This is a genomic window from Pseudochrobactrum sp. AO18b, assembly GCF_000409565.1.
GTDB lineage: Bacteria > Pseudomonadota > Alphaproteobacteria > Rhizobiales > Rhizobiaceae > Pseudochrobactrum > Pseudochrobactrum saccharolyticum.
Window position 1 is genome coordinate 1 of record NZ_ANNO01000252.1, and the last position, 21,442, is coordinate 21,442.

The window sequence follows — 21,442 nt, forward strand, 5'->3', positions numbered from 1 at the left end:
CCATTGAAGCCAGCAGAGAGTTGATCTGCTTGAGATCGCGGATCGTATCCAGATGGATCGAACTGGTCTCGACACTGCGCACAGTTCCTTCACGCAGGCGCTGGAAATGCATTTCGCTGGTGCGTTTCTCCATATCGCGCAGATGGTCTTTTTCATGCACGAGCTGGCGCGCCGTATAGCTGTCACGCGACACCAATACGTTGAAGGCCAGATGCGCATTGGAAACGACCATGGCGTGGAATTCGGTCAGTTCGTCCCAGCCTTCTTCTGTGAACTCCAGCTTACGATCCATCTTCTTCTGCACATGGGCAAGCATATTGCGCACAATAATATCGCCGACCTGTTCCAGCTTAACGCAGGCACCGAGTAGTTCCTGCGTGCGCAGAGCTTCATCTTCGCTCAGGTTTTTGGTCGCCAGTTTCGCCAGATAGAGCTTGATGGCGGCATGACGGGCATCCAGACGGTCATCCAGTTTTGCCAGTTCATTAATGCCGACCTGATCCGGCTTTTCATAAAGATCCATAATCCGGCGCAGCATCACGTCAACGGTTTCACAGGTGCGTACAACTTCACGGGTTGCATTGCCGAGGGCAAGCGGCGGGGAGTTGATGACACTCATATCCAGCGCGCTGATTTCCTGCGTGAATACAGTTTCTGCCGGTGCTTCCGGTTTGGCTTTAAGATTGACCAGTGCTTCCGTAGCGCGCAGCACAAGTCCTGACAGCGGAATACCTGTAATCAGAATAATCGTATTGAACAGGATATGCGCATTCACAACCTGACTGACCGGATCGGAGCCGAGAAACTCGACCGGAGGCTTAAAGGACAGAAACAGGATCAGGATAACGAGAGAGCCTGCGCCGCGCATCAGCAGATTGCCGAGCGGTACCACGCGGGTTTCCGGCGGGGCATTGCGTGTGAGCAGGGGGGCGATGATAGAAGAGCCAAGATTGACGCCAAGCACCATTACCACAGCCAGATCCGGCTGAATGAGGCCGCGTGAAGCGAAAGATGTCAGCAAGATGATTGCGGCAATTGATGAATGGAACAGCCATGTCATCAGCGCTGCAAGCAGATAGGTGGTAACCGGATCGCTCGCCAGATAATTGACAATCACCGGCAGCAGCTGACTGTCGCGCAATGGCGTTGTCGCTTCACCTGTGAGTTCAAGCGAGAGAATAAGCAGACCGATACCGACCAGAATCTTACCATTTTGCCGCCAGAACAGCCGCTCGGAAGACATGGAAATGAATGTGCCTGCCACAAGCGCCAAAGGCACCAGCAAAGTCAGGTCATAGCTCAGGATTTTAACGACAAGGGCAGAGCCGAGCTCGCCGCCGCGCACGGCCATAAGTCCGGCCACACCGCTGACAAAGCCTGCGCCGACAAAAGAGCCGACCAGCAAAGTGACGGCCGTGGAGCTTTGTAGGGATACAGCCAGCAAAACACCGAAGCTGACCGCCAGAAGCGGTTTTTGCATATATTTGCGCAGTCGTCGGCGTAACCGGTCGCCATAGGCGCTTTCAACGCCTGCCCGAACCATACGGGTTGCCCATAAGAGCAACGCGACTGCCCCTGCAAGATGCAGGAGGACGACTGAACCATTCAAATGCGTATTCCTTTTTTATTACCGGATGATTAGCTCATCCTTTGTGGTTCCCCGGATTGTCTCCGGATGCTCCGTTCCTGTTCGCGCATGCACAACATTGCTGCAGTGATTTCGCGGAATGTTCAGGACGGATACAATGCAGTGCGAAAATCATGCACTGGCTAATCAATCTAGGCACATTATGCTTAATTTGGAAGAGGGATTTTACCTCTAACAGATGGTATTTAAAGTTTTTATGACAAATTTATGACAGTTAGCCGACTAAATCAAAATCCTGCATTTTCAGGTACTGAAGGATGATATTGCTGTCCCGTTGTATAAGATGATAAGCGATAATTATGACAACTGTGCTGCCCGCTTATAGGAGAGGCTGCACTTGCACAGGAGCCGGCATGTGAGTATCGGGGAAAGATGCGTTGTTGAGGCGTGTTTTTCTGTATTCCGTGCTATTAAGGTGAGGGGACAAGTCTGATGTCCCCCGAAGTCAGTATTGTTCTGGCAAGAGAACTGAGAGAGAATTTAAAGGCGCATGCGTTTTCCCCCGTCCTTCCTTGATGAAATCCGCGACCGCGTTCCGATATCGTCTGTGATTGGGACACGCGTGAGTTTTGATCGCAAAAAAACCAATGCGTCCAAGGGGGATTTCTGGGCGTGTTGTCCTTTTCACGGTGAAAAAAGCCCGAGCTTTCACTGTGAGGATCGCAAAGGCCGCTATCATTGTTTCGGCTGTGGTGTGACGGGCGATCATTTCCGTTTTCTGACCGAGCTCGAAGGCCTGAACTTTCCCGAGGCTGTCGCACGGATCGCTGATATGGCCGGTGTGCCGATGCCGGTTATGGATGCCGAGCAGCAGAGACGCGAGGAAAAGCGCGGCACGCTCTATGATGTGATGGAACTGGCCGCAGCATTTTTTGAAGACCAGTTGCAGGCATCGGTTGGTGCCAAAGCGCGCTCTTATTTGCGCGACCGTGGTTTAAATGCGCAGACGCAGGCTGAGTTTCGCATTGGTTATGCGCCGGAAGGGCGTAATATTCTCAAGGAATATCTGGCCTCTAAAGGCGCAACCCGTGAGCAGATTGAAGCCTGCGGCATGGTTGTGCATGGTGAAGGTATTGCAGTGTCTTATGACCGTTTCCGCGACCGCATTATGTTTCCGATTACTGACAGCCGCAATCGCGTGATCGCCTTTGGCGGACGTGCAATGTCACCGGATGCGCCTGCGAAATATCTCAATTCGCCGGAAACCGAACTGTTTCACAAAGGTCGCGTGCTCTACAATATGGTACGCGCGCGCCGTGCCTGTCAGGCGCAAAATGGCGAAGAAGCCAAACCGGTCATTGCGGTTGAAGGCTATATGGATGTGATCGCACTGGCGCAGGCCGGTTTCAACGAGGTTGTGGCGCCGCTGGGAACCGCTTTGACCGAGGAGCAGATGGCTTTGCTCTGGCGGATCAGCCCTGAGCCGGTTTTGTGCTTTGACGGCGATCAGGCCGGTCTTCGAGCAGCCTATCGTGCGGTGGATACCGGTTTGCCGAATTTGCAACCGGGCAAATCGCTGGCTTTTGCTCTGTTGCCTGAGGGTAAAGACCCCGACGATCTGGTCAAGGAGCAGGGCGCTTCCGCATTTCGTGTCGTGTTGCAGGATGCCAAGCCGCTGGCGGAAATGCTGTGGATGCGTGAAACTGCTGGCGGGAATTTTGAAACGCCGGAGCGCCGTGCTGAGCTGGATGCACGGATGCGCACCCATGTGGCGCGTATCAAGGACGAGAGCGTCAAACATTATTACAGCCAGCATATGCGTGAGAAGTCACAGAGCTTCTTCGGCCCTAAATGGGGACGGCAGAATGCCGGCAAGCAGGCAGGCGGCTTCGGCGGCAAGGGTAATTTCCAGCCGCAGCGTGGTAAAGGTAGCGGTTTCGGTGGTGGTTTTGGTAATGCGGCCTCAACCAAGGCTTCTGACAGCCTGACCCGTTCCGCGATTGTAAAAGGTGGTTCATCCGCACCAAGTCTGCGTGAGGCGACGATCGTTCTGACGCTGATTAATCATCCGGCACTGATTGATGAGAATTTTGAGGTTGTAGCCACTTTGGAACTGACCCATGCGGGGCTGACGGCGCTTCATGCCGCGGTTCTGGATGTGATGGCCAGCCATCTTGCCGAAGACGGTAAGATGATGCGTAAAATCCTCAATGAAAACGGTTTTTCTGAATTGCTGGATGAGCTGGAGCTGGTGGTGCGCCGTGCGCGTCTGTGGCCTGCAACGCTGCTGGCAGCCGAAGATGATGCCCGCGAAGCCCTCAAACAGGCGATGCACTTGCATCTGCGCGCACGGACACTACATAAGGAACTAAGAGCCGTAGAAGAAGCTCTGTCCACTGAAGCGTCAGCCGAGGTTTTTGCGCGTTTGATTGATATTCAGAGCGAAATTCGCAAGGCCGATGCAACCGAAGCGCTTATTGAAGGTTTCGGTCAGTCTTCAGGACGCCCGCCCGGCGGTTTCTGAGGATAAGCAGATACGTGAATAAGGTCGCCAAACAGAGATAATTTGAACAAAAACTGCTCAGAACTGCATTGTTCGGTGCTTAACCGGCGTCACTCTGTCGCGAATCTGCATAAATGATTCGCTTTTTCCATGCGAATCATATGAGTCGCATTCTTTAATTGTATCGGTGAGAGCTTGTCCGTCGCTGAAAGGCGATAATACACAGCATCTGAACAATGTCATGACCGGAGTTTATGACCGGTATGAGGTCAATACGGGGCTGAGAAGGCTCTGTAAATATGAAATTTGCAAACCGTTGTTTTAATTGCCGCAGCCGGTAATCAGCACGGTTAATCCGGTTTTAACGTGAAAGCGCTATTGCCGATACTATCGATAGTCACGGGGCATAACGCGAATCGTTTGTTTTGTTGTTCATTCTGCCCGATGGACAAAACAAACCGATCGTCTGGAGATAAATATATGGCAACGAAGGCAAAGGAAAACGAAGAAGCTGAAGTCGAGCGCGATGGCGCGACCGATGGGCCGCTTCTCGACCTTTCGGACGACGCTGTCAAGAAGATGATTAAGCTCGCCAAGAAGCGTGGCTATGTCACGATGGACGAGCTGAATGCCGTGCTGCCTTCTGAGGAAGTCACATCCGAGCAGATCGAAGATACAATGTCGATGTTGTCCGATATGGGCATCAATGTTGTTGAAGATGACGAGCAGGATGCCGACGCAGAAGAGCGCGACGATGACAGCGAAGAAAGCGGCGGTGATCTGGTAGAAGCCGGCGGTACCGCGCTGGCGACAACGACCACCAAAAAAGAGCCGACAGACCGTACCGATGATCCGGTGCGTATGTATCTGCGCGAAATGGGTTCGGTTGAACTCCTGTCGCGTGAAGGTGAAATCGCGATTGCCAAGCGTATTGAAGCTGGCCGCGAAACCATGATTGCAGGGCTTTGCGAAAGCCCGCTGACATTTCAGGCTCTGATTATCTGGCGTGAAGCACTGAACGACCAGCAGATTTTGCTGCGCGAAATCATTGATCTTGAAACCACTTATGCGGGTCCTGAAGCCAAACAGGCACCGGTGATCGAGCGTGTGGAAGAACAGCCTGCGCGCGGTGATGACAAGGGTGGCCGTCGTTCACGCGATGACGATGATATCACCAATGTCGGCGGTGAAATTCAGGAAGAATATGACGAGGATGAAGATGATGAGGCCAATCTGTCGCTTGCTGCGATGGAAGCCGAATTGCGTCCTCAGGTCATGGAAACCCTCGATCTGATCGCTGATACCTATAAGAAACTGCGCAAATTGCAGGATCAGCAGGTTGAAGGCCGTCTGGCTGCTGCCGGTGAATTGTCGACCTCTCAGGAACGCCGCTACAAGGAACTGAAAGATCAGCTGATTAAGGCCGTTAAGTCGCTGTCGCTGAACCAGAACCGTATTGAATCGCTGGTTGAGCAGCTCTACGACATTAACAAGCGTCTCGTTCAGAACGAAGGTAAGCTCCTGCGTCTTGCGGAATCTTTCGGCGTGCGCCGTGAAGAATTCCTCAAAGAATATCAGGGCAATGAACTTGACCCGAACTGGACTGACCGTCTTGCAACCCTGACAGCCCGCGGCTGGAAGGATTTTGTTGCCAAGGAAAAACGCGGCATTGATAATCTGCGTTCGGAAATTCAGAATCTGGCCACTGAAACCGCGATTTCGATCGGTGAATTCCGCCGCATCGTTAATCAGGTGCAGAAGGGCGAGCGCGAAGCAACCATTGCCAAGAAGGAAATGGTTGAAGCAAACCTGCGTCTCGTGATTTCCATCGCCAAGAAATATACCAACCGTGGCTTGCAGTTCCTTGATCTTATTCAGGAAGGCAATATCGGCCTGATGAAGGCGGTTGATAAGTTCGAATATCGCCGTGGTTATAAGTTCTCGACCTATGCGACATGGTGGATCAGACAGGCGATTACCCGTTCTATCGCGGATCAGGCACGCACCATCCGTATTCCGGTGCATATGATCGAAACGATCAACAAGATCGTTCGTACCTCGCGCCAGATGCTGCATGAAATCGGCCGTGAACCGACACCGGAAGAACTGGCTGAAAAGCTGGCTATGCCTTTGGAAAAAGTGCGTAAAGTTCTGAAAATCGCCAAGGAGCCTATCTCCCTTGAAACTCCGGTGGGTGATGAAGAAGATTCACATCTGGGCGACTTCATTGAAGATAAGAATGCGCTGCTGCCGATTGATGCTGCCATTCAGGCAAACCTGCGTGATACCACAACCCGCGTTCTGGCATCGCTGACACCGCGTGAAGAGCGTGTTCTGCGTATGCGTTTCGGTATCGGTATGAATACCGATCATACGCTGGAAGAAGTTGGTCAGCAGTTCTCGGTTACCCGTGAGCGCATCCGTCAGATCGAGGCAAAAGCACTGCGTAAGCTCAAGCATCCGAGCCGCTCGCGCAAGCTGCGCTCGTTCCTGGATAGCTAATAAGCACAAGAAAGTGCCGTCATCCCTGTGGTGGCGGCATTTTTTAGAGCGTGTCGTGTTTAATACTAGCCGCTGCGCTCGCTCTAAATTCTTTTAACTGTCGCATTGTCGCGGACGTTAAATGATCCCATTTAACTGCGAAATGCTCTAGGGGATAGAATGTCTTTTCTTAAACGCCTTTTTGGGTTTGGTGGTTCTGAAGCTGCAGACAGCAAGGCTCAGGCTGAGCCGGTCAGCAGTGAGCATAAGGGCTTCATCATTCTGGCAACGCCGTTTGCCGAAGCCGGACAGTTTCAGACCTGCGGCTTGATCCGTAAGGAAATCGCTGGCGAGATGAAAGAACATAAATTCATCCGCGCAGATCGTTTCGCAACCATGGATGATGCGGTAAATATTACCCTCATCAAAGCCCGTCAGATTATTGATGAGCAGGGCGACAATTTATTTCGTTAAACCGAGGCGAAATTGACGAGACATAAGGCCCGGTTTACCGGGCCTTTTATTTTGAAATTGATTTATCCGGCCGCAGTAAATTTGCTAAAATGCTGCAGGAAGGTGAGGACGTTATGAAGAAACCATTCTGGCAAACCAAAACATTGCGTGAGCTGAACAAGCAGGAGTGGGAAAGCCTTTGTGATGGCTGCGGCCAGTGCTGCCTGCATAAATTGCAGGATGACGATACAGACGAGATTTACGGCACCAGTGTTGCCTGTACTTTGCTGGACGGCACAAGTTGCCAGTGCTCGGATTATCCGAACCGCAGAAAAACTGTGCCGGATTGCGTATTTCTGACACCGGAAATCATTGAGACCGTGCGCTGGTTGCCTGAGACCTGCGGCTATCGCCGTGTGTCTGAGGGCAGGGATTTGGAGTGGTGGCATCCGCTTGTTTCCGGCTCCAAAGAAACAGTGCATGAGGCCGGTATTTCCGTGCGCGGCAAGATCACTGCCTATGATCATGATCTGCCGGATGAAGAGGCATATTTGAAACATATGACCGGTCACATTGCCTGATAAAAAGTGATCAGATGAACTGCAAATGAATGATTGATTGCTGCTGCATTCAGAAATAGCCTGCTAAATATTGGATATCGCAACAAGCAAAGAATTATCCAAGGAGGACAATATGTCGGGTTTCTCAATGAAGGCAGCAATTGTTTCCGGCCTGATTGGTCTTGCCGGTGTTTTCTCGGCGGGTGCATCGGCACAAGCCGCATCGCCTGCAGTATCGCTCACAGTCAGCGGTGTGGCGACAACCGGTGCGCCGGTGGTGCAGGTGAACCATCGTCATGGCCATTATAACCGTCCGCAATATCGTCCGAACCGCTATGCCTGCACACCGCGCAATGCGGTCTCCAAAGCATCGCGTATGGGCATTCGCGGGATGCGCGTGCATAGCAACCGCTCAACGATCCGCGTTTCCGGTTATCGCCATGGCCGTCCGGTGAGCGTGCTCTTCGGTAAAGCGCGTGGTTGCCCGATCTTGCGCTAATCCGGCATTGACCGGTTGAATTGATTTCCTGTCAGGCTGTGAATCGAACAGATTCGCAGCCTGATTTTTTATGCGGATGAGAAGACAGCTTTTGGCGCTAAAATTACGGAAATATCTTGTTTTACAGAATGATATGCTGTGTCACCGCCAATATCCGTTATGTCTTTAAACACTGATTGATAATGTTTTGGCTGATAAGCGAGTTAGTCTTGCGATCATGTTTCGATTCAGGTAGATCGGGATTGCGTGGGCCTGTAGCTCAATTGGTCAGAGCCGGCGGCTCATAACCGCTTGGTTGGGGGTTCGAGTCCCTCCGGGCCCACCATCCTCACTTGGGTTTGTTAGCGTTATTATATGCGCATTATTGCCAGCGCAAAGCTGGTGATTGTTGCTGCAGCTAAAATCCAGTTGGTCACTGTGATTGTGAGTTCCTGCTTCTGGAGCAGTCTTAAAACAATCCAGACCACAACCCATGTTACGGCAGTGCCGATAAATATGGTTCCGGTGAAGCTGATTAGTATTTCAGAGACATCTGTTCCCGAAACAACTTTCCCGAGAGCTTTGCTGCTTCCGTGCAGCAAAGCCAATATTATAAGAGTTGCAGCCGAGTTCATAACTGGTTTCATGGAGACGGCTTTTGCTTAAAGCGCGTCGTCTTCGTTTTCATCATCATCGTCGGATTCAACAACATCCCATAGAAAGGCGCGTAGGCGTTCCTCAATGTTTTTTCGTGAAGCGCCGGATGCTTCCATGTCGCGCTTAATTTTGAAGAAGCGGTCTTTGTCGGTGGGGGAAAGATATTTTGTTGCGGATTCTAGGTTTGATAATTCACTGGCCATAAATGTCGGATGCTTCTTAAATGGTGAAAAGGACGGGAGTGCGTAGTTTAACATCTTGGTGTTTAAAAACAGTAAGATATTATCTCTGCTCTGTGCAGATCATTTTTTGATGTGGTGAGTAGCTATGACTTATGACGAATATAATGCCTTTTGCAGCAGCTTGCCGGCAACAACTTATGTTGTTCAATGGGGTGGTTCACATGTCTGGAAAGTCGGCGGCAAGGTTTTTGTCATTGGCGGCTGGAATAATGACCAGCCGAGTTTCAGTTTTAAAGTCAGTCATATTGCATTTGAAATGCTGCAGGAGCAGGCGGGGTTGCGCCCTGCGCCATATCTTGCCTCGCGCGGCATGAAGTGGATACAGCATTATGCGGAGCCGGGTCTCAATGATGATGAGCTGAAGGATTATATCCTGCAATCTTACCATCTTGTTGCGCAGGGACTGTCAAAGAAAAAGCAAAAAGAACTCGGCTTGCTGATATAGGCTTTGTGGTCGGGAAATTGGCGCTGATCTTACCGCAGAGACCTTTTCATAATCAGGGGCTCATTGGATCTTGGCGCGGTGTAATTCATGACCACCCGTATTGTTCTGGATTTAACATCGGTTCTATTGGCGCAATCCAGAAGTGCCTGTTGTGCACTGAGAGCAAAGATTTTGCCCGCTTCCCGCACAGGGCGATATTCGACAGTGATGATCTCCAATAACTCACCATCCGCATTATAAGTGACTTCAAAAATGGCTGATGCTTTTTGATAGTCAATTTTCTCCGGCAATTTCCAGCATTTACCTGCCATTTCGGCAATCACTTCGCCGATAGGGGCGGCATGAAGTGAAGACGGAAACAGGCTGCAAGCCAGAAGAATTGCGAAACAGGACTTATTCATATCTCTCCCGATACATCATAGTGCTGATGTATAGATAAGCATAAACCATGCCGAGGGGTAGGTGCGGGGGGATTATAATATGGGTATAGTGATGAAGAATGCGGGCGGATCATCGCAGGAAAATTCGGGGCTGCTTTGAGGCGGTGTCTTTGCTGCCGGTTTGAGTTGGTTGTTAAGAAATAAAAAAAGCCCCGCAATGCGGGGCTTTCTTTTTAGTTCGCAAGTATGGATTAGAACTTGTAGTTCACACCAACGCGTACTGTGTGGAACGGAGCCTTAACTTCACCGAAGCGAACGCCGTTTACATCATCCAGTTTCAGCTTGCCGAGGTCGGTGTAGAGGTATTCGGTCTTCAGAGTTACGTTGTTTGTAACAGCGTATTCTGCACCGGCACCTACAGTGTAACCAACTTTAGTGTCGGACTGGGAGAAGCTTGTTGCGCCATCAAAAGCAGAAGCTTTGATTTTACCGTAAGCAACACCACCTGTTGCGTAAACCATGAAGCGGTCAACCGGTGTGTAACCGAGACGAACGCGGGTTGTACCGAACCAGTTGATTTTGGCTTCTGCACCGGCAGTCTGGCCATTGTAGCTCAGTTCTGCATCGGATTTCAGGTTGCCGCCCTGGAAGTCAGTTTCGATACCAACGATGGTCTGGTCGAACTGCCAGTTGTAACCGGCCTGAATACCGCCGAGGAAGCCGCTTGCATTGTCTTTAGCGGATACTGCGAAGTTGTCGTAACCGTTGAACTTGTTCTTGCCGCCTGCATATCCGGCGTTAAGACCGATATAGCCGCCTGTCCAGGAGAAAGTGTCAGCTACAACAGCAGGGGCTGGTTCGTTGTAAACGATAGCATCAGCTGCGAAAGCGCTTGTGGAGGAGAGAAGCAGAGCAGCTGCCAGAGTTGTATATTTCATGTGATGAACTCCTTTTAGATTTCGTTAGAAACATAAAATATACCCTCGGAAATGTCTGTCACAAATATGCAACAGCAAGTTCTTATCGACTTGAAGTAAATGTGATCGCATTGACACTTTTCCGCCATAATGTAATTGTGCGCGCCGCTCACGAAAACGTGTGATTTGTCACGTAAATATTATGCGGCCTGACCTGCGCTGTGGCCCGATGCCCATGCCCATTGGAAGTTAAATCCGCCAAGCCAGCCGGTTACATCCACACATTCTCCAATGAAATAAAGACCTTGTACCTTTTTGGATTCCATGGTCTTTGAGTCGAGCTCATCGGTGCTGATACCGCCGAGTGTAACTTCCGCCGTGCGATATCCTTCGGAACCTGCCGGTTTGATATGCCAATCCTGAATTGCGGCAACGAGATTTGTTAAGATCTTGTCGGACAAATCAGCCAGAGGCTTGTTCAATTGTGTCTTTTCCGTGAAAAACTGGGCTAAACGGCGGGGCAGCTTTTCTGCAAGGACCGTCTGGACAGATTGTTTGCCATTCGTTTTTCGTGCATTTTTTAACAATGCGAGGAAGTCAAAGTCCGGTTCAATGGTCAAAACGACCTCATCGCCCTCGCGCCAATAGGATGAAATCTGCAGAATCGCAGGGCCGCTCATACCCCGATGGGTGAAAAGCAGTGCTTCGCGGAATCGGGTTTTGCCATGTTTAAGCTCGGCATCGACGGCTATCCCTGAAAGCGGGCTGAGTTGTTCCAGCAGATTAGGCTCCAGCGTCAAAGGTACAAGACCGGGGCGGGGTTCAATCAGGCTGTGCCCAAACTGACCGGCAATCGTGTAAGCAAAACCCGTGGCTCCCATTTTCGGGATGGATTTGCCGCCGGTGGCAATGATCAGCGATTGCGCTTCGATTTTGCCATAGCTCGTCGTAACTATAAAACCGTCTGTGGTTTTGCTGATGTCCGAAACCGTGGTGTTGAGGTCGAGCCGCACATTGGCCTGCTGCATTTCCGTGCGCAGCATGTTGATAATATCTTTGGCGCTATGGTCACAGAACAGCTGCCCCAATGTTTTTTCATGCCAGCTGATGCCGTAACTATCGACCATGGCGATGAAATCCTGCGGCGTGAAGCGTGCCAGTGCGGATTTGCAAAAATGCGGATTGGCGGACAGATAGTTTTTTGCCGTTGCATGAATATTGGTGAAGTTGCAGCGGCCGCCGCCGGAAATGCGGATTTTGTCACCAGGGGATTTCGCATGGTCAATCAGTACGACGGAGCGACCCCGCTGACCGGCACGGATTGCACACATCATTCCGGCTGCGCCTGCACCGATAATTACAACGTCTTTTTTCTCAATCACGGTGAGGCTTTCTGTTCCGGAAAACGGGTAGGAGGATAAAGGCGTCTATATAAAGCAAAAAAGGCAGCCGTCGAGCGCTGCCTTGTTGATTGCGGGGAGAATGCAGTTTTAACGGAATGCTACGCCCGCATTGCGCATCTGGCTCATCATGGTTTGCAGCGAGCCGCCAATATCAATCGCTCGGCTTAAATCCGGCAATACGGTGACTTTGAAACCTTGAGCTGCCGCATCCAGAGCCGAATAGGCCACACAGAAATCGGTAGCGAGACCTGCGAGTGTTACATGCTTAATGCCGCGCTCGCGCAAATAGCCGCCAAGACCGGTAGGGGTCATGTGGTCATTTTCGAAGAAGGCGGAATAGCTGTCGATAGCTTTACGATAGCCTTTGCGGATCACCAGCTCGGCCTTTGTCCATTGCAGGTCTTTATGAAACTCCGCGCCATGGGTTCCCTGTACACAATGATCCGGCCACAAAGTCTGTTTGCCATAGGACATTGTTACCATTTCATAAGGCTCGCGGCCTTCATGGGTCGAAGCAAAGCTGGAATGACCTGCGGGATGCCAGTCCTGTGTCAGGATGACATGGTCAAAGTGCTCAATCTCCTGATTGATGCCTGCAACGATACTGTCCCCGCCGGCTACAGCCAGCGCGCCTCCGGGGCAAAAATCATTCTGAATATCAATCACAATAAAGGCGGAGTTTTTCTGATCGTGTTGTGGCATCTCATTCTCCCGCTGCGTCACGTCCGAGAGCGATCAGTGACGAAAGCACGCGGAAAGGTCAAGAGGATCAGGCTTCGATTTCCACCCGACCCAAAGGATGCGAGCAGCAGGCAAGAATATAGCCTTCTTCAATTTCATCATCGCGGATACCGCCATTATGATTCATGACGGTTTCGCCGCTGAGGCATTTGACTTTGCACGTACCGCAGACACCAAACTCGCAGGCGCTTGGTATTTTCAACCCGCCGTTACGCGCTGCCAGCAACACAGTATCGGTCGGGCTGCACTGCACTTCCATGCCGGATAGTGTGAAAATAACGCTCGGCGCTTCTGTCTCTGCATCACCGGCTGCGGCTTCAAGCGCGGCAGGCACCGGTATAGCCGGAGCTTCCGAGGCGGGCTGAAAGCTTTCCTGATGATAATTGTCCATGTTGAAGCCATTGGCTTCAAGCATGTCACGTACAGCGCGCATAAACGGCTCTGGGCCGCAGCAGAAGACTGTGCGGTCTTTGAAATCAGGCGCGGAAATATCAATAATACTATGGCTGATACGGCCGTGGACGCCGCTCCAGACATTGCGGGCGATGGAACGCTCGACAACCAGCTGCAGGCGCAGATTATCCATGCGGCTGGCAAGCAGTTCCAACTCTTTGCGGAAAATGATTTCATCCGGTGAGCGGGCACAATTGAGAAAAACCACATCACTGGCCGGTTGCGTATCATAAAGGAAACGCGTCATCGACATCATCGGTGTGATGCCGGAACCGGCTGAGATGAACAGGTATTTTTTGCCCGGATGCGAAACGAGCGAGAAGTCACCGGCTGGGCCAAAAGCTTTCAGCTGCATGCCCGGACGCATATTATCCAGCATCCAGCGGGTGCCGATACTGCCTGTCTGTGCCTTAATGGTGATGGATACGGAATAAGGGCGCGACGGCGTGGAAGACAGCGTATAGGTCCGCATGACCGGTTCCGGTGCGGCCGGTATCTCAATCGTGATGAACTGACCCGGCATATAGCGGAACCAGTTATTGTTCTCCGGCGTGCGGAACGAGAAAGTCATCACGTCCGGCGCTTCTTCAATCGCCGCATCACATTCCAGAACCTGAAGCCTGTCGTTCCACGGCAGCATTTCATCAAGATATTTCATTCGTGCTGCTCTTCACCTGAAGGGGCTTGAGGTGGGTTCATACTGAACCTGCCTGTCATGATATTAACCGGAGCGCTGTGCTGCGCTCCGGGATATTGCGTTGAGCATCAGGCCACGCGGCTGAGTTTTGCAACTTCGCCTTGCAGGCGCGGGGTGATGAAATTGGCGTACCATTCAATAAATTGCATGACGCCGCCTTCATGCTCTACAGAGTAAGGTCCCGGCTGATAGGCCGGTGAGCGGATGCCGCGGGCATTTTCTTCCACAATCCGGCGATCCTGATCATTGGTCTCGATCCAGACATGGGTCAGTTCCTCGAGATTGTAATCGACTCCCTCAACCGCATCTTTATTGACTATCCATTTGGTGGTGACCATGGTTTCCTCGGCGCTGATCGGCAGCACGCGGAAAGAAATTGCATGATCGATCATCACATGGTTCCATGTGGACGGATAGTTGAACAGCAGCATCGCGCCGATTTTGGACGCTCTGACTTCAGAGCTCAGGCTTTTCGCCACAGCGGGCTTGCCGGACATTGTATAGCTGTCGGCATCGCGCAGCAGCGGAATGCGGGCAATACGATACTGGCCGTTCTCAGACATATTAAATTTGGCAGGCAGGCCGGTATCCTCGCAGCGCTTCCAGAGCTGGTTGGTTTCCTCATCCTCCATCATGCCCTGTACGCCGGTGGCGCTTGGAGCTTCAGGATAGGTGCGGCACAGTTCCGGATGGTTGGCGGCGCAATGGTAGCATTCGCGGTTGTTTTCCCAGACCAGCTTCCAATTGCCTTTTTCAATGATCGTGCTTTCAAAGGCGATTTTGGCATCTTTAATCTGGTGCGGTGCCAGATAAGGCTCAACTGTAGCGCGGAAAGCGTTGAAATCCGGTGCTTCATCCGCGACGCATATATAAATATAGCCGGCGACAGTTTCGCAATGCACGGTTTTCAGGCCGAAATCTGCCGGTTTGAAATCCGGCCCGACCTGACGGGCAAACAATAACTTACCATCCAGATCATAAGTCCACTGATGATAAGGGCAGACGAGACGGGCAGCGGTGCCTTTTTCCGCAGTGCAGATACGTGAACCGCGATGGCGGCAGGTGTTGTGAAAAGCGCGGATGCCGCCCTGACTGTCGCGCACGACAATCACCGGATAATCACCGATTTGCACGGTAATATAGCTGCCTGCTTTCGGCAGTTCACAATCATGGCCGACAAAAACCCATTCACGGTACCAGATATGTTCAAGATCCAGCTTGTAAAAGTCGGGATCTGTGTAGAATTTCTGTCCGAGACTGAAATTCGGGTCGCGCCCCAACAAGTCACTCAGCATCTGATTGCGGACGTCCATAATATGCCTCGCATAGCGTTGTTCATCGGGGGTGCCGGACTTTGTAATATGTCGCTGCCGGAGTGGCTTATGTGCGACATGAAAAAGCCTGATCCCGTATGGGTATTAAGATTGACGACAAGAGTTAAGTCTCAGAATATTTCTCAAAAAATCTGCTCTGATTATCCGTATTCAACCATTGAAATATGGCGGACGCGCATACGAAAACGACATGGGCTTCGCGTAAAGACGACACGCCAAACCGCCGCATCCGGAAATTTATCGGCGGCAATATTTTGTAACCGAAAAGGGACTGGCCAGACGGGGCAGGCCGTGCTTTTCTGTTGCGCAGACAAGACCCGTATTAAGCGGATGACCACTGGAGGAAACATTTATGAAACGCTCGGAAATTAATGAAATTATCCGTGAAAGTGACCGCTTTATCCGGTCTTTCGGTTTTGTCATGCCGCCTTTTGCCTATTGGTCGCCGGAGGAAATGCGCACCCGTGTGAGTGATGACAGTGCAGCAATCCGCAATGCGCGTCTCGGCTGGGATATTACTGATTACGGGCAGGGGCGTTTCGATGAAATGGGACTGTTCCTGTTTACCGTGCGCAACGGACAGGCCGAAGATCTGCAAAAAGGCACCGGTATGCTCTATGCGGAAAAGATCATGATCTCGCGCGAGAACCAGTTGTCGCCGATGCATCGCCATGTGGTGAAAGCTGAGGATATTATCAATCGCGGCGGTGCTAAACTGGTGCTGGAAATGTTCAATTCCAATCCAGATGGCTCGATTGATGATAAAAGCGACGTGGTTGTTGCCTGTGACGGGCGTATCAAACGGCTGTCTGCCGGAGGTTTACTGAAGCTTGATCCGGGTGAAAGCGTGACCCTGATGCCCGGTAACTGGCATGCTTTTTGGGGCGAGGGCGGAGATGTGCTGATCGGCGAGGTTTCAACCGTCAATGATGATCTCACGGATAATATCTTCCGTGAACCGATCGGCCGGTTCTCCGACGTGGAAGATGATGTCCGGCCACTGCATTTGTTGGTGTCTGATTATGACAAGTGGCTGGCTTAAAGTCCTGTCAGGCGATTGCCTTTAATGCCCATGCTGTAAAGTCCTGCATGAAACGCGCGCGATCTGTTTCATGCAGGCTTTCATGACGCATGTCCGGATAAATCTGAGTGGTGATATTGCTGAAACCGGAAGCTTTCAGTCTTTTCTCCAGTGCAAGCAGGGATTTGCCACCTTCTGTTGAAGGGTCCTGTCCGCCACCCTGCAAATAAAGCGGTATATGCAACGGTATCGCTTGTTTCGGTGCAGGATTGTTGCAGCGACGCATGAAGCGGAAAACATCGATCCACATACTGACCGACGGATCATAGCCGCAGAGCGGGTCATTATTATAGAGCGCAACCTCCGCTGCATCATGGGACAGCCAGTCAAATTGCGTCCGGTAATTTTCCACCTGCTTCGCCCATGTGCGGAAAGTCATGGCTGGCAGGAAATGGCTGGGGACATCGGAGCCGAGAAACATGCGCTCGGCTTTGAGTAAAGTGAAAGCCAAAGTTTGATTCAGCACATTGGCAAAATTGGAATTGCAGATCGCAGCGGCATCGGGCGTGCAGAATTTTCCGCATAAAGCGGCGAGTGTTACCAATCCCCCCATGGAATGGCCGAAGAGAATGAGCGGCAATTGGCCATGTCTTTCGCGGATTGTCTTTTCAATAAAGCTGATATCCTGCAGCACTTTTTCATCGCCATCTTTGGCTGCGAACTGACCGAGCGGTGCATCCGGTGCGCTGGTCAGCCCGTGTCCGCGATGGTCATGGGCATAGACGTTAAAGCCGTGCTCCGCGAGATACTCCGCAAAGTCATGATAGCGGGCAGCATGTTCGGCAAGGCCGTGGCTGATCTGTATATTGCCGATTGCCGTTTTCTTCGCCGGCTGAAAACGCAATGCCAGTTTTGCACCGCTCGGACTTAACAGGATTTCAGGATTATCAAACGGCATTGTGAAACCTTGTTTCAGGAGTGCGGAGACTATACTTGTAATAATAATCAGCTATTCAGAGTCTGATCCAAAAGTCGCCCACTTGGCTACAAATGGTGATTTTTTATTCAGACCCTCAGAGGTTAAACAGGGGAAGATGCTTATCGCGCCTGCTTCGCCTCTGTTCTGGCATTGCCCCTGCGCAATATTTAGCCTAAATAGCGCATCAAAGCGAATTCCCACACATTACGGGCTCAAATTCTCGGAGAACAGCCACCCAATGGCACGTCAATTTATTTATCATATGTCGGGTTTGAATAAAAACTACGGCACAAAGAAAATTCTCGAAAATCTGCACCTGTCATTTTATCCTGATGCGAAAATCGGTATTCTCGGCCCGAACGGCGCCGGTAAATCGACAATCCTCAAGATTATGGCTGGTCTCGATAAAGAGTTTACCGGTGAAGCCTGGCTCGCCGATGGTGCGACCTGTGGTTATCTGGCACAGGAACCGCATCTCGATCCTGAAAAGACTGTTTTTGGCAATGTGATGGAAGGTGTGGCTGACAAGCAGGCCATTCTTGACCGTTATAATGAGCTGATGATGAATTATTCTGATGAAACCGCCGACGAAGGTGCGGCACTTCAGGATATTATCGACAGCCAGAATCTCTGGGATCTGGAAAGTCAGGTTGAAATGGCGATGGAAGCTCTGCGCTGCCCGCCTGCCGATGCTGATGTAACCACCCTGTCCGGTGGTGAGCGTCGCCGCGTTGCTCTTTGCAAGCTGCTGCTCTCCAAGCCAGATCTGCTGCTGCTCGACGAACCGACCAACCATTTGGACGCTGAAACCACAGCATGGCTGGAAAAGCACCTGCGTGAATATAAGGGCGCTGTGCTGCTCATCACGCATGATCGCTACTTCCTTGACAATGTGACCGGCTGGATTCTCGAACTCGACCGCGGTCGCGGCATTCCTTACGAAGGCAACTATTCTGCCTATCTGGAAGCCAAGGCCAAGCGCATGATTCAGGAAGGCCGTGAAGACGATTCCCGCCAGAAAGCTCTTGAGCGTGAACGTCAGTGGATTGCTGCAAGCCCTAAAGCGCGTCAGTCCAAGTCCAAAGCGCGTATTAAGGCCTATGACAAGCTGGTTGAAGCGGCTGAAAATCAGCGTCCGGGCGATGCACAGATTCTCATTCCTGCGGGTGAGCGTCTTGGTCAGGTGGTTATTGAAGTTGAAAACCTGTCCAAATCCTTCGGCGATCGTTTGCTGATCGACAATCTGACATTCAAACTGCCTCCGGGCGGTATCGTTGGTGTTATCGGGCCAAACGGTGCCGGTAAGTCGACCCTGTTCAAAATGATTACCGGTCAGGAACAGCCGGATACCGGTAGTGTGCGTATCGGTGATACTGTTAAGCTCGGTTATGTTGACCAGAGCCGTGACCACCTCGACCCGAACAAGAATGTCTGGGAAGAAATTTCCGGTGGTAACGACATCATCAAGCTCGGCAAATTTGAAATGAACTCCCGCGCTTATTGCGGTGCGTTCAACTTCAAGGGCGGCGATCAGCAGGCTAAAGTCGGTAATCTTTCCGGTGGTCAGCGTAACCGCGTGCATCTTGCCAAGATGCTGCAGACCGGCGGCAACGTGCTGCTCCTCGACGAACCGACCAACGATCTGGACACGGAAACACTGGCGGCGCTTGAAGATGCGCTGGAAAAATACGCTGGCTGCGCCGTTATCATCTCGCACGATCGTATGTTCCTCGACCGTCTGGCCACGCATATTCTGGCTTTTGAAGGCGACAGCCATGTGGAGTGGTTCGAAGGTAACTTCGAAGATTACGAAGCTGACAAGGTACGTCGTCTCGGACCTGAAAGCGTCAATCCTAAACGGGTGACCTATAAGCCGTTGACACGCTAAAGTTTCTGGTTCAAAAGCCGCATGCAGGGCTGCAAATGGCGCTGCCTGCAGTTTTTGACTACAGATTTGAAGTTATAGAAACGCTCTCCGAAAGGAGGGCGTTTTTGTTTGTAAAGTGCTTGGCAAAATGCACCGGTGCTATAGATTGTCTGTTATAGGTAAGGCACAGGAGCATCACGATGAAAGACTGGTCGGCACAGCAATATCTGAAATTTGAGGATGAGCGCACAAGACCGGTTAATGATCTCATCGCCCGTATTCCGCTGAAAGATCCTGCCGTCATTGTTGATATTGGTTGTGGCCCCGGCAACTCCACTGAGGCCTTGAAAAATCGCTGGCCGCAGGCGCAACTATCCGGTTTTGATGCGTCGCCGGATATGATTGAAAAGGCGCAGAAACGGTTGCCTGATGTGCCGTTTTATTTAAGCGATGTCACACAATGGCAGCCGGATGCGGATGTTGATCTGCTGTTTTCAAATGCGGTGTTCCAGTGGATACCGGAGCATATCCAGCATTTGCAGCGCTTGTTGAAGGGGCTGAAATCAGGTGCCGCACTGGCTGTGCAAATGCCGGATAACTGGAATGAACCGTCCCATCGTATGATGCGGCAAGTGGCAAAAGACAGTCGCTGGATTGAGCGTCTCAATAAAGCGCCCCGTCCGCCAATGCCGAGCGTGAATGCTTATTATGATGCTCTGATACCGCTCGCATCCCATATTGATATCTGGCACACGATTTATAATCACCCGCTTGAGGGGCATGCAGCAATTACTGAATGGGTAAAAAGCACCGGCCTGCGTCCATTTCTTAATCCGCTCAGTGAAGAAGAGCAGCGCGATTATCTGGAGGAATATACGGAACGCTTGGCAGAGCATTATCCACTGACAGTGGATGGTAAAGTGCTGCTGCACTTCCCGCGCGTATTTATGGTTGTTGTGCGCGGTGAAGATTGAGCCGTGATGACAGATTTGTTCAATAACATTCATGGCAAACGCATAGCATCGCGCAAAGTTACAGGTCGTGTCCGTGGACTTTATATTGCTTCAGGGCAGGATTTTGTCACGCAATCAGTTGACAAATTGCACTGTGACCATGGTGGTATTATCGGTGATTATCATTACGGAATGACGCGTAGAGCCGGTGGCCGCGAGCCATGGTATGAGCGGGGTACATTAATCCGTAATGACCGTCAACTCTCTCTGATCTCGGTGGAAGAACTGGAAAAGATTGCTACGGCAATGGGGCTGGATGTGATCAGGCCTGAATGGATCGGGGCCAATATTGTGGTGGAGGGTATCGCAGACTTCACATTACTGCCTGCCGGTACGGTGCTGTTTTTTGACAGTGGTCTGACACTGAAGCTGAACGGACTGAATGCACCGTGCAAAGTCGCCGGCACATCAATCGCACAGCATATTGGCGCTCAGAATGAGGCGATGGTAGCGCTCAATTTTGTAAAAGCAGCAAAATATCTGCGTGGTCAGACTGGTTGGGTGGAACGGGAAGGTGCAGCTGAGGTTTCAGATAAGATCACCGTACGGATGCCGGAACAGTTGTGCTACGCGCCGGATTGAAGCGCGTAGCTTATAACATTATCGTTGAGAATGGATTTTTTAGGCAGATGGAATTGCAGCCGTAGCTACTTTTTCAAATTTCCATTCCAAAAAGTACTGTACTCCTGAGTCATCAGGGGTAGCTGTTGGGTAGTAACAAATTGTGTGATTTACCTCATCATATGCAAGGTAATGTTTGGTATCAATCGTTCCGTTACCTGCTGCATTTGGGGTTTTTACAATCTTATAAATATAGCAAGCTCCAAAAGCGTTCAGAGCAAAAATATTGAATTTATCAACACTGTTCGGGGATAAGAACGTCGAGCTTCCTACAATGGTTCCGTTAGCATTTGTTGCGTCACCTGTCTGCTGGCCTGTTGTGTTTAAGAAGCCGCCAGACCAAGGATTATAAAGCGGGAATTCAGGAATATTTACTCTTTCATTAAAGGTGACAGTGTTCCAATCCGGGAAACTGTCAACCACAAAATACTGTCCCTTATCTGTGGCGTCAGGATAAAACGGGGATACTGCTTCGGCTTGATATTCCATTAAAAGCAGATTGTTGCCGTCGCCAATATAATCGATAGCAAGCTGGTATTTGCTGATTGCTCTATCGTCGTTCAGAAATATATTTAAATATTGTGACATTTAAAAAGCCTTTTATTTAAA

21 protein-coding genes and 1 tRNA gene are annotated in these 21,442 nt (G+C 51.0%); 11 read left to right on the forward strand and 11 right to left on the reverse strand.

Going from position 1 to position 21,442, the window contains the following annotated elements:
• A partial coding sequence (locus A918_RS0110265) for a Na/Pi cotransporter family protein (protein ID WP_022710977.1) occupies positions 1-1,609 on the reverse strand: 1,609 nt, incomplete at its 3' end.
• A 529-nt stretch (positions 1,610-2,138) separates the two neighbouring features.
• Between A918_RS0110265 and dnaG the strand changes: the two genes are divergently transcribed.
• The 6 genes from dnaG (at position 2,139) to A918_RS0110295 (ending at position 8,409) form a co-directional block, all read left to right on the forward strand.
• The gene (gene dnaG, locus A918_RS0110270) at positions 2,139-4,112 is read left to right on the forward strand and encodes a DNA primase (protein WP_022710978.1); all 1,974 of its coding nucleotides are present in this window, start codon (positions 2,139-2,141) and stop codon (positions 4,110-4,112) included.
• 459 nt (positions 4,113-4,571) lie between these two features.
• Complete coding sequence (rpoD, locus tag A918_RS0110275) at positions 4,572-6,593, forward strand: RNA polymerase sigma factor RpoD (RefSeq protein WP_022710979.1); 2,022 nt, start codon at positions 4,572-4,574, stop codon at positions 6,591-6,593.
• 159 nt (positions 6,594-6,752) lie between these two features.
• Positions 6,753-7,046 (forward strand): HlyU family transcriptional regulator, encoded by a 294-nt coding sequence (locus A918_RS0110280; RefSeq protein WP_022710980.1) that lies wholly within the window; start codon positions 6,753-6,755, stop codon positions 7,044-7,046.
• Between the two features lie 113 nt (positions 7,047-7,159).
• The gene (locus A918_RS0110285; RefSeq protein ID WP_051139026.1) at positions 7,160-7,606 is read left to right on the forward strand and encodes a YcgN family cysteine cluster protein; all 447 of its coding nucleotides are present in this window, start codon (positions 7,160-7,162) and stop codon (positions 7,604-7,606) included.
• Between the two features lie 112 nt (positions 7,607-7,718).
• Entirely contained in the window at positions 7,719-8,084 is a 366-nt protein-coding gene (locus A918_RS0110290; protein ID WP_028233645.1) for a hypothetical protein, read from the forward strand.
• Between the two features lie 248 nt (positions 8,085-8,332).
• Positions 8,333-8,409: transfer RNA gene (locus A918_RS0110295), tRNA-Ile, on the forward strand.
• A gap of 25 nt (positions 8,410-8,434) precedes the next feature.
• Here A918_RS0110295 and A918_RS21795 read toward each other — a convergent pair.
• Both A918_RS21795 and A918_RS0110305 read right to left on the reverse strand, forming a co-directional pair.
• A complete protein-coding gene (locus A918_RS21795; protein WP_198013288.1) occupies positions 8,435-8,698 on the reverse strand; it encodes a hypothetical protein in 264 nt (87 codons plus the stop codon).
• 27 nt (positions 8,699-8,725) lie between these two features.
• On the reverse strand, positions 8,726-8,923 hold the full coding sequence (locus A918_RS0110305) for a hypothetical protein (RefSeq protein ID WP_028233646.1): 198 nt from the start codon (positions 8,921-8,923) through the stop codon (positions 8,726-8,728).
• A 124-nt stretch (positions 8,924-9,047) separates the two neighbouring features.
• Between A918_RS0110305 and A918_RS0110310 the strand changes: the two genes are divergently transcribed.
• The gene (locus A918_RS0110310) at positions 9,048-9,407 is read left to right on the forward strand and encodes an MmcQ/YjbR family DNA-binding protein (RefSeq protein ID WP_022710985.1); all 360 of its coding nucleotides are present in this window, start codon (positions 9,048-9,050) and stop codon (positions 9,405-9,407) included.
• Between the two features lie 29 nt (positions 9,408-9,436).
• Here A918_RS0110310 and A918_RS0110315 read toward each other — a convergent pair whose 3' ends face one another.
• The 6 genes from A918_RS0110315 to A918_RS0110340 all read right to left on the reverse strand — a co-directional run bounded on the left by A918_RS0110315 (position 9,437) and on the right by A918_RS0110340 (position 15,311).
• On the reverse strand, positions 9,437-9,808 hold the full coding sequence (locus A918_RS0110315; protein WP_022710986.1) for a hypothetical protein: 372 nt from the start codon (positions 9,806-9,808) through the stop codon (positions 9,437-9,439).
• A 230-nt stretch (positions 9,809-10,038) separates the two neighbouring features.
• Complete coding sequence (locus tag A918_RS0110320; protein ID WP_022710987.1) at positions 10,039-10,725, reverse strand: outer membrane protein; 687 nt, start codon at positions 10,723-10,725, stop codon at positions 10,039-10,041.
• Positions 10,726-10,904: 179 nt separating this feature from the next.
• Complete coding sequence (locus A918_RS0110325) at positions 10,905-12,086, reverse strand: NAD(P)/FAD-dependent oxidoreductase (RefSeq protein ID WP_022710988.1); 1,182 nt, start codon at positions 12,084-12,086, stop codon at positions 10,905-10,907.
• A 108-nt stretch (positions 12,087-12,194) separates the two neighbouring features.
• Positions 12,195-12,809 carry a bifunctional nicotinamidase/pyrazinamidase gene (gene pncA, locus A918_RS0110330; protein WP_022710989.1) on the reverse strand — a complete coding sequence of 205 codons (615 nt, stop codon included), beginning with the start codon at positions 12,807-12,809 and terminating at the stop codon, positions 12,195-12,197.
• A gap of 67 nt (positions 12,810-12,876) precedes the next feature.
• Positions 12,877-13,959 carry a hybrid-cluster NAD(P)-dependent oxidoreductase gene (locus A918_RS0110335; protein WP_022710990.1) on the reverse strand — a complete coding sequence of 361 codons (1,083 nt, stop codon included), beginning with the start codon at positions 13,957-13,959 and terminating at the stop codon, positions 12,877-12,879.
• A gap of 107 nt (positions 13,960-14,066) precedes the next feature.
• A complete protein-coding gene (locus A918_RS0110340) occupies positions 14,067-15,311 on the reverse strand; it encodes an SRPBCC family protein (RefSeq protein ID WP_022710991.1) in 1,245 nt (414 codons plus the stop codon).
• Between the two features lie 373 nt (positions 15,312-15,684).
• On the opposite strand from A918_RS0110340, the gene A918_RS0110345 reads away from it, so the two are divergent.
• On the forward strand, positions 15,685-16,374 hold the full coding sequence (locus A918_RS0110345; RefSeq protein WP_022710992.1) for a D-lyxose/D-mannose family sugar isomerase: 690 nt from the start codon (positions 15,685-15,687) through the stop codon (positions 16,372-16,374).
• Positions 16,375-16,381: 7 nt separating this feature from the next.
• Here A918_RS0110345 and A918_RS0110350 read toward each other — a convergent pair whose 3' ends face one another.
• Positions 16,382-17,311: an alpha/beta fold hydrolase gene (locus A918_RS0110350; protein ID WP_022710993.1), complete on the reverse strand. Its 930-nt coding sequence runs from the start codon at positions 17,309-17,311 to the stop codon at positions 16,382-16,384.
• Between the two features lie 259 nt (positions 17,312-17,570).
• Between A918_RS0110350 and ettA the strand changes: the two genes are divergently transcribed.
• The 3 genes from ettA (at position 17,571) to A918_RS0110365 (ending at position 20,794) form a co-directional block, all read left to right on the forward strand.
• Positions 17,571-19,220: an energy-dependent translational throttle protein EttA gene (gene ettA / locus A918_RS0110355; RefSeq protein ID WP_022710994.1), complete on the forward strand. Its 1,650-nt coding sequence runs from the start codon at positions 17,571-17,573 to the stop codon at positions 19,218-19,220.
• A 179-nt stretch (positions 19,221-19,399) separates the two neighbouring features.
• Positions 19,400-20,173 carry a trans-aconitate 2-methyltransferase gene (gene tam, locus A918_RS0110360; protein WP_022710995.1) on the forward strand — a complete coding sequence of 258 codons (774 nt, stop codon included), beginning with the start codon at positions 19,400-19,402 and terminating at the stop codon, positions 20,171-20,173.
• A 6-nt stretch (positions 20,174-20,179) separates the two neighbouring features.
• Positions 20,180-20,794, forward strand: a complete 615-nt coding sequence (locus tag A918_RS0110365) for an MOSC domain-containing protein (protein WP_022710996.1) — start codon at positions 20,180-20,182, stop codon at positions 20,792-20,794.
• 39 nt (positions 20,795-20,833) lie between these two features.
• On the opposite strand, the gene A918_RS0110370 is transcribed toward A918_RS0110365, so the two are convergent.
• Positions 20,834-21,421, reverse strand: coding sequence for a hypothetical protein (locus A918_RS0110370; protein WP_022710997.1), 588 nt, complete (start codon positions 21,419-21,421; stop codon positions 20,834-20,836).
• Between the last annotated feature and the right edge of the window lie 21 nt (positions 21,422-21,442).

Bases quoted from the DNA above. Each gene is read 5' to 3' on its own strand.
- A918_RS0110310 (WP_022710985.1), top strand. From the start codon at position 9,048: ATGACTTATGACGAATATAATGCCTTTTGCAGCAGCTTGCCGGCAACA.
- A918_RS0110285 (WP_051139026.1), top strand. From the start codon at position 7,160: ATGAAGAAACCATTCTGGCAAACCAAAACATTGCGTGAGCTGAACAAG.
- A918_RS0110345 (WP_022710992.1), top strand. From the start codon at position 15,685: ATGAAACGCTCGGAAATTAATGAAATTATCCGTGAAAGTGACCGCTTT.
- A918_RS0110320 (WP_022710987.1), bottom strand. From the start codon at position 10,725: ATGAAATATACAACTCTGGCAGCTGCTCTGCTTCTCTCCTCCACAAGC.
- A918_RS0110280 (WP_022710980.1), top strand. From the start codon at position 6,753: ATGTCTTTTCTTAAACGCCTTTTTGGGTTTGGTGGTTCTGAAGCTGCA.
- tam (WP_022710995.1), top strand. From the start codon at position 19,400: ATGAAAGACTGGTCGGCACAGCAATATCTGAAATTTGAGGATGAGCGC.
- rpoD (WP_022710979.1), top strand. From the start codon at position 4,572: ATGGCAACGAAGGCAAAGGAAAACGAAGAAGCTGAAGTCGAGCGCGAT.
- A918_RS0110365 (WP_022710996.1), top strand. From the start codon at position 20,180: ATGACAGATTTGTTCAATAACATTCATGGCAAACGCATAGCATCGCGC.
- A918_RS0110315 (WP_022710986.1), bottom strand. From the start codon at position 9,808: ATGAATAAGTCCTGTTTCGCAATTCTTCTGGCTTGCAGCCTGTTTCCG.
- A918_RS0110370 (WP_022710997.1), bottom strand. From the start codon at position 21,421: ATGTCACAATATTTAAATATATTTCTGAACGACGATAGAGCAATCAGC.
- A918_RS0110340 (WP_022710991.1), bottom strand. From the start codon at position 15,311: ATGGACGTCCGCAATCAGATGCTGAGTGACTTGTTGGGGCGCGACCCG.
- A918_RS21795 (WP_198013288.1), bottom strand. From the start codon at position 8,698: ATGAACTCGGCTGCAACTCTTATAATATTGGCTTTGCTGCACGGAAGC.
- ettA (WP_022710994.1), top strand. From the start codon at position 17,571: ATGGCACGTCAATTTATTTATCATATGTCGGGTTTGAATAAAAACTAC.
- dnaG (WP_022710978.1), top strand. From the start codon at position 2,139: ATGCGTTTTCCCCCGTCCTTCCTTGATGAAATCCGCGACCGCGTTCCG.
- A918_RS0110350 (WP_022710993.1), bottom strand. From the start codon at position 17,311: ATGCCGTTTGATAATCCTGAAATCCTGTTAAGTCCGAGCGGTGCAAAA.
- A918_RS0110335 (WP_022710990.1), bottom strand. From the start codon at position 13,959: ATGAAATATCTTGATGAAATGCTGCCGTGGAACGACAGGCTTCAGGTT.
- pncA (WP_022710989.1), bottom strand. From the start codon at position 12,809: ATGCCACAACACGATCAGAAAAACTCCGCCTTTATTGTGATTGATATT.
- A918_RS0110305 (WP_028233646.1), bottom strand. From the start codon at position 8,923: ATGGCCAGTGAATTATCAAACCTAGAATCCGCAACAAAATATCTTTCC.
- A918_RS0110290 (WP_028233645.1), top strand. From the start codon at position 7,719: ATGTCGGGTTTCTCAATGAAGGCAGCAATTGTTTCCGGCCTGATTGGT.